This is a genomic window from Bradyrhizobium sp. BR 1433 (genome assembly GCF_051547665.1).
GTDB lineage: Bacteria > Pseudomonadota > Alphaproteobacteria > Rhizobiales > Xanthobacteraceae > Bradyrhizobium > Bradyrhizobium australafricanum.
Genome location: NZ_JBPUGG010000001.1, coordinates 8,319,945 through 8,332,572 on the forward strand (window position 1 = coordinate 8,319,945; position 12,628 = coordinate 8,332,572).

At 64.1% G+C, this 12,628-nt stretch carries 4 protein-coding genes; 2 read left to right on the forward strand and 2 right to left on the reverse strand.

The genetic code is table 11. The annotated features are described in order from the left end of the window. The first annotated feature begins 375 nt into the window (after positions 1–375). Positions 376–7,878, forward strand: a complete 7,503-nt coding sequence (locus ACSKB9_RS39890; RefSeq protein ID WP_438079747.1) for a DUF5801 repeats-in-toxin domain-containing protein — start codon at positions 376–378, stop codon at positions 7,876–7,878. Continuing rightward, positions 7,781–10,054, forward strand: a complete 2,274-nt coding sequence (locus ACSKB9_RS39895; RefSeq protein WP_438079748.1) for a DUF5801 repeats-in-toxin domain-containing protein — start codon at positions 7,781–7,783, stop codon at positions 10,052–10,054. The genes ACSKB9_RS39890 and ACSKB9_RS39895 overlap by 98 nt, the downstream gene beginning before the upstream one ends. Before the next feature lie 83 nt (positions 10,055–10,137). Here ACSKB9_RS39895 and ACSKB9_RS39900 read toward each other — a convergent pair whose 3' ends face one another. Together ACSKB9_RS39900 and ACSKB9_RS39905 are read right to left on the reverse strand one after the other, a co-directional pair. Continuing rightward, on the reverse strand, positions 10,138–11,151 hold the full coding sequence (locus ACSKB9_RS39900; RefSeq protein ID WP_438079749.1) for a transglutaminase-like cysteine peptidase: 1,014 nt from the start codon (positions 11,149–11,151) through the stop codon (positions 10,138–10,140). Positions 11,152–11,371: 220 nt separating this feature from the next. Further along, positions 11,372–12,622, reverse strand: coding sequence for an HlyD family type I secretion periplasmic adaptor subunit (locus ACSKB9_RS39905; protein ID WP_438079750.1), 1,251 nt, complete (start codon positions 12,620–12,622; stop codon positions 11,372–11,374). Positions 12,623–12,628 lie beyond the last annotated feature (6 nt).

Consider the following 12,628-nt stretch of genomic DNA (forward strand, 5'->3'; position numbering starts at 1 on the left):
TCCCGGTTGGCCAGGGCGCCGAACCTGGCGCTCCACCGTGGTCTCCTGCGGGACAGGTTGTGCAGGGGCTTGCGCGGCCGCCGCGCCGAAACAGCCCCAAATCAAGACAACGGCACACGCCTGAAGATCACCCGCATCGACTGCTGCTCCAAATCGCCGGGAAGGACGAACGGGGGCCGGGGAAATACTGCCTTTGGCCAAGTTAATCCGGCTAAGCCGTTGTTCTTTCTGCTTCGACCTGTCCGATCTTTACCACACTTCGACGGAAAGCATTGATTAACCAAATACATTTCTTGACCGCGGGGAGGGTTAACAATAGCCTAAAACTAAATTTTTCTACAACTTTTCCTCTAATCGCATTTTGCGGAGTTGATAATGCAGGGTTCGTTTCAGGTCGCTCAGGCAACCGGCACCGGCAATTCCACCAATTCGGCTCCCGTACGAATTTACAAGCTGACCAAGCCGCTGACCGATCAGGCGGTGGTCGTCAATCTTGGATACGACCAGAAGGTGAAGGTCGACTTTTCGTCGATCGCCAATGAAAAGATCACGCTGGTCCACATCGGCGAAAAGCTGATCATCCTGTTCGACAACCAGTCGACCGTCACGGTTGAGCCGTTCTTCAACTCCCGTACGGATGGACAGAAGAATGTCACGATCGAGATGGCGCCGGGACGCGAGGTCTCGGTCCAGGAATTCGCCAGTTTGTTTCCGATCACCACGGATGCCTCCGTGTTGCCGGCGGCCGACAATGGCGGCAACTCGAGCGGCAACGCGCAGGCGAGCGGCGCGGATTTCCGCCCGTTCGCGGTTGATCCGCTAGCTCCTGTGCCGACCAACGTGTTGGCGCCGCAGGAAGAGTTGCCGAACCTCGTGACCCCTGTGCCGCCGACCGGCTTCGTGCTGGGCATTGCTCCGCCGCCGACCATTTCCGGCAACCCCCTGTCGGCGCTGATTGTCGACGAGAGCTTCCTGACCGCGGCCACCAACCATGGTGTCGCCGGTTCGGGGCTCGGACCCGCAGGGGCAACGGTCGCGTCCGTGCAGGTGTCGTTCAACGTCACGGTGCCGGGCGGCCAGCAGTCGCTGACCTATGCGCTGTCGGTCACGACACCGAACGAAGATTCCGGTCTGATCGATTCGGCGACCGGTCAGCACGTTCTGCTGACGGTCAACGCGGCCGGCGTCGTGGAAGGGCGCACGGCGATCAGTGGCGATCTGGTCCTCACGGTCTCGGTTGACACCGCGGGTCATGTGACGCTGACCGATCTGCGCGCGGTTCATGAGGCAACACCGGGCAACTTCAATGAAGGGATCACGCTGGCGTCGGGTCTGATCACGCTGACCGCCACCGTGACCGACAACAACAATCAGTCGGCAAGTGCGAGCGTCGATGTCGGCTCGCATCTGACGATCGTTGACGATGGTCCGGTGGCGGGCACGGTGACCGGCGCGACCGACACGCTGGTGCTGGACGAAACGCGCCCCGTCGGCAGCGACACCGCGGGCGGCACCACGCCGACCGGCCTCGCCAGCGTGACGGCGGACTTCTCCAACAATTTCACTGGCGGCAGCTACGGCGCCGACGGTGCCGGCAGCACTGCCTACACGCTGCATCTCACCGGCACGAACGTGGCCTCGGGCCTCTATGCGCTGGATCCGACCGACACCAACCCGGCCCATTTCGGGCAGGGCGCGCAGATCGTGCTGAACCAGTCCGGTGATACCATCACCGGCTCGGCGAACGGCACGACCTACTTCACGATCACGATCAACGAGACGACCGGGATCGTGACGTTCACCCAGGTCAACAACATCTGGCATGCCGATCCGACCAACCCGGATGATGCCGCGACGCTGACCCTCTCCAGCGCCAGCCTGCTGCAGGTGGTGCAGACCATCACTGACGCGGACGGCGACAGCGTGACAACGCCGATCAACGTCGGTGGGGGCGTATTCACAATTCAGGACAGCGGTCCGACGGCCGGCACGGTGATCGAGAAGGAAGGCCCGGCGGAAACGCTGGTGCTGGACGAGTCGCGCCCGGTTGGCAGCGACACGCCGGGCGGCTTTGCGCCGAGCGGGCTTGCCAGCGTAACGGCGGACTTCTCCCACGACTTCACGTCCGGCAGCTACGGCAGCGACGGACCCGGCCATACCGCCTACACGCTGAAGCTCACCGGCTCGAACGTGGCTTCGGGTCTCTACGCGCTGGATCCGACCGACACGACCACTGCTGACGGCGACGGCATCGGACAGGGCGCGCAGATCGTCCTCAACCAGTCCGGCAACACCATCACCGGCTCGGCCGGCGGGACGACGTATTTCACCATCACGATTGATCCGTCGACCGGGATCGTCACGTTCACGCAGTCGAACAACATCTGGCATTCCGATCCGAAGAATCCGGACGATCCGGCAACGCTGACGCTGTCGAGCCCGAGCCTGCTGCAGGTGGTGCAGACCATTACCGACGCGGACGGCGACAGCGTGTCGACGCCGCTCGATGTCGGCACCCGAGTGTTCACGATCCAGGACAGCGGTCCGACCGCCGGCACGGTGACCGGCGCGACCGATACCCTGGTGCTGGACGAAACGCGTCCTGTCGGCAGCGACACCGCGGGCGGCACGACGCCGACCGGCCTTGATTCCGTGACGGCAGACTTCTCCAACAACTTCACGCCCGGCAGCTATGGCAGCGACGGCCCGGGCCACACGACCTACACGCTGAACCTCGCCGGCGCGAATGTGGCGTCCGGTCTCTACGCACTTGATGCGACCGATACGACCACCGCCGACGGCGACGGCATCGGGCAGGGTGCGCAGATTCTGCTGAACCAGGTCGGCAACACGATCACCGGCTCGGCCGGCGGCACCAATTACTTCACGATCACGATCGATCCCTCGACCGGGATCGTGACGTTCACCCAGCTCAACAACATCTGGCACTCCGATCCGACCAACCCGGATGACGCCGCGACGCTGACGCTGTCTGGCGCCAATCTGCTGCAGGTGGTGCAGACCATCGTCGATGCCGACGGCGACAGCGTGACGACGCCGCTCGATGTCGGCACCGGCGTGTTCACGATCCAGGACAGCGGCCCGAGCGCCGGCACGGTGATCGCGGCGGCGGATACGTTGGTGCTGGACGAGACCCGCCCTGTCGGCAGCGACACTGCGGGCGGCGCCGCGCCGACCGGCCTCGACACCGTCACGGCGGACTTCTCGAACAACTTCTCGGCCGGCAGCTACGGCAGCGATGGCGCGGGCAACACGGCCTACACGTTGAAGCTGACCGGCGTGAACGTGGCCTCCGGCCTCTATGCGCTCGATCCGAGCGACACCGACCCGACCCACTTCGGCCAAGGTGCGCAGATCGTGCTGAACCAATCCGGTGACACCATCACCGGTTCGGTCGGCGGGACCACCTACTTCACGATCACGATCGACGAGACGACCGGGATCGTGACGTTCACCCAGCTCAACAACATCTGGCACGCCGATCCGACCAATCCGGATGACGCCGCGACGCTGACCCTGTCGAGCGCGAACCTGCTGCAGGTGGTGCAGACCATCACCGATGCGGACGGCGACAGCGTGTCGACGCCGCTCGATGTCGGCACCGGTGTGTTCACGATCCAGGACAGCGGCCCGACGGCGGGCACGGTGGCCGGCCCGACCGACACCCTTGTTCTGGACGAGACGCGGCCTGTCGGCACCGACACCGCGGGCGGCACCGCGCCGACGGGCCTCGATACCGTGACGGCGGACTTCTCCAACAACTTCACCGGCGGCAATTATGGCAGCGACGGCGCGGGCAACACCGCCTACACGCTGAAGCTGACCGGTGCCAACGTCGCCTCCGGCCTCTATGCGCTGGATCCGACCGACACCGATCCGACCCATTTCGGGCAGGGTGCGCAGATTCTGCTGAACCAGGTCGGTGACACCATCACCGGCTCGGCCGGCGGCACCAACTACTTCACGATCACGATCGACGAGACGACCGGCATCGTTACGTTCACTCAGCTCAACAACATCTGGCATTCCGATCCGACCAATCCGGACGATGCAGCGACGCTGACGCTCTCGGCGGCCAACCTGCTGCAGGTGGTGCAGACCATCACCGATGCGGATGGCGACCACGTGTCGACGCCGCTCGATGTCGGCACCGGTGTGTTCACCATCCAGGACAGCGGCCCGACGGCGAGCGCGCTGTCCGGCGCAACAGACACGCTCGTGCTCGACGAGACGCGGCCTGCCGGCACCGACACCGCAGGCGGCACGGCGCCGACCGGCCTTGCCAGCGTCACGGCGGATTTCTCGAACGGCTTCGCCGGCGGCAGCTATGGCAGCGATGGCCCGGGCAATTCGGCCTACACGCTGAAGCTCACCGGCGCCAATGTCGCGTCCGGCCTGTATGCGCTGGATCCGACCGACACCGACCCGACCCATTTCGGACAGGGTGCGCAAATTCTGCTGAACCAGGTCGGCAACACGATCACCGGCTCGGCCGGCGGCACCGATTACTTCACGATCGCGATCGATCCCTCGACCGGGATCGTGACCTTCACCCAGCTCAACAACATCTGGCACTCCGATCCGACCAACCCGGATGACGCCGCGACGCTGACGCTGTCGCGCCCGGAAATCCTGCAATTGGTGCAGACCATCACCGATGCCGACGGCGACAGCGTGACGACGTCGCTCAACCTCGGCTCCGGCGTGTTCACAATCCAGGACAGCGGCCCGACCGCCGGCACGGTGACCGGTCCGACCGACACCCTCGTGCTGGACGAGACCCGTCCCGTCGGCACGGATACGGCGGGCGGCACGGCGCCGACCGGCCTCGACACCGTGACGGCAGACTTCTCGAACAACTTCTCGGCCGGCAGCTACGGCAGCGACGGTCCGGGCAACACGACCTACACGCTGAAGCTCACCGGCGCCAACGTGGCGTCCGGCCTCTTTGCGCTCGAAGCGACCGACACGACCACCGCCGACGGCGATGGCATCGGGCAGGGCGCGCAGATTCTGCTGAACCAGGTCGGCAACACCATCACCGGCTCGGTTGGCGGAACCAATTACTTCACGATCACGATCGATCCCTCGACCGGTATCGTCACCTTCACCCAGCTCAACAACATCTGGCATTCCGATCCGACCAATCCGGACGATTCTGCGACGCTGACGCTGTCGGCTGCCAATCTGCTGCAGGTGGTGCAGACCATCACCGATGCGGACGGCGACAGCGTGACGACGCCGCTCGACGTCGGCACCGGCGTGTTCACGATCCAGGACAGCGGCCCGACCGCGGGCACAGTGACCGGCCCGACCGACACATTGGTGCTGGACGAGACCCGTCCTGTTGGCAGCGACACTGCCGGCGGTTCGGCGCCGACCGGGCTCGACACCGTGACGACGGACTTCTCCAATAACTTCACCGGCGGCAACTATGGCAGCGATGGTGCGGGCAACACGGCCTACACGCTGAAGTTGACCGGCCTGAACGTGGCCTCCGGCCTCTATGCGCTGGATCCGACCGACACCGACCCGACCCACTTCGGCCAAGGTACGCAGATCGTGCTCAACCAGGTCGGTGACACGATCACCGGTTCGGCGAACGGCACGACCTACTTCACGATCACGATCAATGAGACGACCGGGGTTGTGACGTTCACCCAGCTCAACAACATCTGGCATTCCGATCCGACCAATCCGGACGATTCTGCGACGCTGACGCTGTCGGCTGCCAATCTGCTGCAGGTGGTGCAGACCATCACCGACGCGGACGGCGACAGCGTGACGACGCCGCTCGACGTCGGCACCGGTGTGTTCACGATCCAGGACAGCGGTCCGACCGCGGGCACGTTGACCGGCCCGACCGACACCTTGGTGCTGGACGAGACCCGTCCCACAGGAACGGATACTGCCGGCGGCACGGCGCCGACCGGGCTCGACACCGTCACGGCGGACTTCTCCAACAACTTCTCGGCCGGCAGCTACGGCAGCGACGGCCCGGGCAACACGGCCTACACGCTGAAGCTGACCGGCGTGAATGTGGCCTCCGGTCTCTATGCGCTGGATCCGACCGACACCGACCCGACCCATTTCGGGCAGGGTGCGCAGATCGCGCTCAACCAGGTTGGTGACACGATCACCGGTTCGGCGAACGGCACGACCTACTTCACGATCACGATCAATGAGACGACCGGGATCGTGACGTTCACCCAGGTCAACAACATCTGGCACTCCGATCCGACCAATCCGGACGATGCCGCGACGCTGACCCTGTCGGCCGCGAACCTGCTTCAGGTGGTGCAGACCATCACCGATGCGGATGGCGACAGCGTTGCGACGCCGATCAACGTCGGCACCGGTGTGTTCACGATCCAGGACAGCGGCCCGACCGCCGGCACGGTGACTGGCCCGACCGACACCCTCGTGCTGGACGAGACGCGTCCCACAGGAACGGATACCGCCGGCGGCACGGCGCCGACCGGGCTCGACACCGTGACGGCGGACTTCTCCAACAACTTCACCGCCGGCAGCTACGGCAGCGATGGTGCTGGGTCGACGACCTACACGCTGAAGCTCACGGGCTTGAACGTGGCCTCCGGCCTCTATGCGCTCGATCCGACCGACAAGACCGCCGGTGACGGCGACGGCATCGGACAGGGAACGCAGATCGTGCTCAACCAGGTCGGTGACACCATCACCGGCTCGGCGAACGGCACGACCTACTTCACGATCACGATCAATGTGACGACCGGGATCGTGACGTTCACCCAGGTCAACAACATCTGGCACTCCGATCCGAACAACCCGGACGATGCGGCGACGCTGACGCTGACGCGCCCTGAGTTGCTGCAGGTCGTGCAGACCATCACGGACGCCGATGGTGATAGCGTGTCGACGCCGCTCAACCTCGGCACCGGCGTGTTCACGATCCAGGACAGCGGCCCGACGGCAGGTACCGTGACCGGTCCGACCGACACGCTCGTGCTCGACGAGACGCGTCCTGTTGGCAGTGACACCGCGGGCGGCACAGCGCCGACCGGACTCGACACCGTGACGGCGGATTTCTCCAACAACTTCACCGGCGGCGGCTACGGCAGCGACGGTGCTGGCAGCACGACGTACACGCTGAAGCTCACCGGTGCGAACGTGGCCTCCGGCCTCTATGCGCTCGATCCGACCGACAAGACCGCCGGCGACGGCGATGGTATCGGACAGGGTGCGCAGATTCTGCTGAACCAGGTCGGCAACACCATCACCGGCTCGGTCGGCGGCACCAACTACTTCACGATCACGATCGATCCTTCGACCGGCATCGTGACCTTCACCCAGCTTAACAATATCTGGCACTCCGATCCGACCAACCCGGACGATGCGGCGACGTTGACGCTGTCGGCTGCCAATCTGCTGCAGGTGGTGCAGACCATCACCGATGCGGACGGCGACAGCGTGACGACGCCGCTGAACCTCGGCACCGGCGTGTTCACGATCCAGGACAGCGGTCCGACCGCCGGCACGGTGACCGGCCCGACCGACACGCTCGTGCTGGACGAGACGCGTCCTGTTGGCACCGACACCGCGGGCGGCACGGCGCCGAACGGGCTTGTTTCCGTGACGGCGAACTTCTCCGACAACTTCACCGGCGGTAGCTATGGCAGCGACGGTGCTGGTTCGACGACCTACACGCTGAAGCTGACGGGCTCGAACGTGGCCTCCGGCCTCTATGCGCTCGATGCGACCGACAAGACTGCCGGCGACGGCGATGGTATCGGACGAGGTGCGGCAGATTCTGCTGAACCAGTCCGGCAACACCATCACCGGTTCGGTTGGCGCGACGACCTACTTCACGATCACCATTGATCCCGCAACCGGGATCGTGACCTTCACCCAGGTCAACAACATCTGGCACTCCGATCCGAACAATTCGGACGATGCGGCGACGCTGACGCTCTCGAGCGCCAACCTGCTGCAGGTGGTGCAGACCATCGTCGATGCCGACGGCGACAGCGTGTCGACGCCGCTCGACCTCGGCACCGGCGTGTTCACGATCCAGGATAGCGGTCCGACGGCGCCGACAGCGACGGTCAGCGCAGCTACGATCGGCGTGGACGAGACGCCCGGCGTGCAGACCACCAGCGGCGCGAGCGACGTGCTCGGCTCTACTGCTATCACGTTCAATGGTGCCGCCAGCACTGTCGCCGCGCTGTTCAGCACGGTCGCGAACAAGGGCGTCGACACCGATGTGTCGGCAGCGTCGCTTGACAACGGCGCGCTCAGCTTTGCCTCGACGGGCGCGAGCAGCATCCTGACGGTGGCCGGCGGCAGCTTCGGCTCTGACGGCGCGGGGTCTACGACCTATGCGTTGAGCGTCCTCAGCGCTGCGTCAGGCCTGACATTGACGGATGGCACAGGGATCGCGCTGTCGCTGGATGCCAGCGGCCGGATCATCGGTACTGTGGGCAACGATGCCGCCAACCCCAGCCTGACGGGCCAAACGGCGTTCGCGATCGCCATCGATCCGATCACCGGTCAGCTCTATGTGGCGGACTATCTCTCGCTCCACCACAACAGCACCGCCAGTTCGAACGATCTGCTGACGATGACGGCCGGCAAGATCGGCGCGACGGTCACGTTGACGGACGCCGATGGCGATCATGTGACGGCCACCGCCGACATCAGCACTCATATCAGCTTCCTCGACGACGGCCCGAGTTTCGGCACGATCGAGCATGGAATCATTGCCGATTACGCGGGAATGTCCGTGCTAGGTAACCTACCCGTGTTCTCCGGCGCCGATGGTTTTGGCGCATATGACTTCACCTTGACTGGAAACACGGCGCCGGCCGGCCTGACGTTCAATGGCCAGGCCGTGCACTATTCCATCGACGCATTTGGACAGAATTTGACGGCCTATATCGGTGCGGCCCCATCGGCAGCGAATAATATCTTCACGCTGACTCTGGATGACACAACCGGTCACTACCTGTTCACATTGCTTCAGCCATTCACGGAGACAACGATCCAGAATGTCGGCAGTTCATCCGCCTTCGGCTCGGGACCCTCGCAAGAGCAGATTCTTTCCTCGAGCACCGATCAGCTGGCGGTTATTTCGGGCACGGCCTCCGGCGGTGCTCAAGGCAGCGTGAACGGATCGACCAACGGTTGGGGCGTCGGCAACAATAACTTCGATCCCAACGAAAAGCTGCTGTTTGACTTCACGGACGGCGCAAGCGCCAGCCCCGGCGGCAACGCGGGGTTCCATCCTCCAGCACACGAATCGGTAGCGAACTACACGTTCAGCGGTTACAAAGCCGGCGACGACATTCACTACGTCGTCTCCTATTGGGACGGAGTGCACGCCGCCTCCATCACATCGGTATCCGGTGATTTCGATCCTTCCACCCACACCACGGTCGCCACCGAATGGTCGACGCCCACAGCGCCGGCCGGCTTGCAGCTCTACACTGTCCAGTTCACGGACGTGACAGGCAGCGGCAAGGTCGACCTGGTTGGCGTCGGAGTTTCGTCGACCACGAACGTCTCCGAGGATCTGAGCTTCAACGTGTCGACGATTGACGGTGACGGCGACACTGCGTCGAGCACCATCAGTATCAACATCAATGGCACCGCGACCCTGCTGGGCACGGCCGGCAATGATGTCATTGTCGCCGGACCAACCAACGAGACGCTCACTGGCAATGGTGGGGACGACAAGTTTGTTCTCAATCTTAGCGCCCACGAAATCATCAGTGATTTCAACAGCGGTGATACACTCCTTCTCGACGTGGCCGGTCTGAGCCTGCCGACGGGCGTTTCAAACGCCCTTACGGCTGGTCAATTCACGTCATCGGCAGTCACCGGCGGGACCGAGAACAACGCGAGCGCCTGGAACGAAAGCGCAAGCACGAACAAGTTCTTCTTCAACAATACGACTCATGAGCTCTGGTACTCGGCAAATGGCACCGGCTCCGACAAGGTGGACCTCGCACATGTGAGCACCGGCTTGCCGGCGGCCACGAACGTTCATATTTTCTAGGCTAGGCTTGCAGCAAAATCGAAAATCCGCGGAGACCTCTCCGCGGATTTTTATTGATTGAATTGTCGCCTACTCGCTGGCAATCACATCAGCACGGGCAGGAAGCCGGTGAGGGGGCTCGCTGCATCAAGCGACTCCACCCCCGTCCATTCCGTCTCCGCGGCATTGGCGGCCGCCGGCGCCGCGTCGAGTTCGTCGCCGAGCGGGAGGCGCTTGGCATAGGGGGCCGCAAACAGCTGCACGCCGCGGTCGTTGATCGCGAACATCGGTGTGAAGTTGCCGAGCTCGCCGTCATCAATCAGTTCGGAGCGTCGGCTGTCCAGGATCAGCCAATGGCCGTCCAGGCGCGCCGCCAGCACGGCATGATCCTGGCGGATGGCGCGATCGCGGCCCAGCACCAGGCGCAGATCCTCGCGCGGGAAGCCGGCTTCGCTGAGCGCGATGTATTTTGCGATCGCATAGTCCTCGCAGTCGCCCTTGCCGGTCGCGAAGGTGGCGAGCGGCGCAGTCCAGCGATCGGCCTCGCCGTGCTGGGCGAAGTCGCTGACATAGCGGATCGCCTGGTTGACGGCGCGGTTGGCCTCATCCAGCCGGTCGCGTCCGGCCTTGGACTTGACCGCGCCGATCAGACGAAGGAATTGCGCGGCCTGCGACGGGCAGCCGGTCGCGTTCTCGCGGCATTGCTCGAGAACGCTCTGCTCCTTTGCGAGATCGGATTCGAGGCCGCGCCATTTGCGCCACAGGCCGTTTTCCGGTGCGCGGAAGGTGAACAGGCCAAACGGCTCGGCGCCGACAGGCGGAAGCGGCTTTGCCGCGGGCACCGCGTCGGTCGCGATATTTGGCGGCGTGAGCGAGGCGGTGCGAATGGCGTTCGGACCCCGGCCGTGCTGCCGGTCGAGCTTGGCCAGGACGTCGGCGATGGTGAAGAAGGTGGCAGGCGGGCGGTTCGACGCGGCGTCCGCAGCGGGCGCGAGCTCGCCGGCGGATTTTCCGAGAGAGAGCTCGTCCGCGGCAAACGCGGGAGGCGTGGCGCAAAGACCTATTGTCAGTGCAGCCGCGGCCATGACCGCCGACGAAGCAAACTTCAGCGACTTCATATGACGTCCCCAATGTCGGGGACCGTCAACGTCTGTGCGTCGATCTGCGTCCCCGCTGTTATCGGGACGCAAACTGGCGCCTTGGCCGCTTAAGCGGAGTTAAGTGGAGGGGGGCGCCGCCTCGAATGTCGAAAAGGCGGTCAATCCGGGGTTTGCCGGTTCGTTCGAAATTGAACGAACCGAGGTTACGATCGGTTAACCACGGAATCCGTGGTCCCGATCAGCGTTCGCGCAGGGCCTCGTCACGCAGCAGGCGGGCGGGCTTCACGATGTAGTCCAGCACGGATTTCTCGCCGGTCAGGACCTCGACCGTGGTCACCATGCCCGGAATGATCGGCAGCGGATGCTGCTCGGTGCCGAGATGGTTCTTATCGGTACGCACCATGACCCGGTAGAAGGTCTCCTGGCGTTCGGTCTTTTCCGCCTTGTCGTCGACGATGGTGTCGGCGCTGATGCGTTCGACCTTGCCCTTCAGCGATCCGTAAACCGAGGAATCATAGGCGCTGATCTTCACCACCGCGTCCTGGTCGGGCCGGATAAACGCGATGTCCTGCGGACGAATCCGGCCCTCCACCAGCAGCGTGTTGTCCAGCGGCACGATGTCCATCAGGTTGGCGCCAGGCTGTACGACAGCACCGATGGTGCTGATGTTCAGTTTGTTGACGATGCCGTGGACCGGTGCCTTCAGATCCGTGCGGCGCACCCGGTCCTGGGCGGACTTGATATTCTCGTCGAGCACGGCGAGGTCGGCACGCGATTTGGCCAGGTCCTCGTCGGCCTGTGAGCGGAACGACGCAGTGATGTTCGCGATCTTCGACTGCGCTTCGGCCAGCTGTCCCTTCATCTCGGTTGCCTGCCGATCAAGTCGCAGCATCTCGATCTCGGGCACGACCTTCTGCTCATACAGCCTGCGCGTCAGGGTCTGCTCGCGCTCGAGGAGCTTGAGGGAGCCGGTGAGGCGAGTGACCTGCTGGTTGAGGACGTCGATGTCCTGCGCGACCTTCTGACCCCGCATCTTGAACACGCTGGTCTCGGTCGCGACGGCGGCGGGAACCATCTTGTCGAGATCGTCCGGGAAGGTGATCTCGGCTCGGCCGCGCGCCTCGGCGTCGAGGCGGGCCACCCGCGCCGCCATCGCCGCGCGGCGCTCGCGGATTTCGCCGAACTCGGAAGCGAATTTCGTATCATCGATCCGCATCAGGGACTGCCCCTGCTGCACGATGTCGCCTTCCCGGATCAGGATGTCGCCGACGATCCCGCCTTCGAGCGATTGAACCACCTGCATCTGCCGCGACGGCACGACGCGGCCGCTGCCGCGCTTGACCTCGTCCAGCACGGCAAAATGAGCCCAGATCAAGAACGTCGCAAGCAGCGCGCACGACGTCCACAACAGCATGCGGGAGGTGCGCGGCGTGCGCAGCAGCGCCGCGGACCGGATATCATTTGCAAATGTGAAATCGGAAGACGCCATAATGTA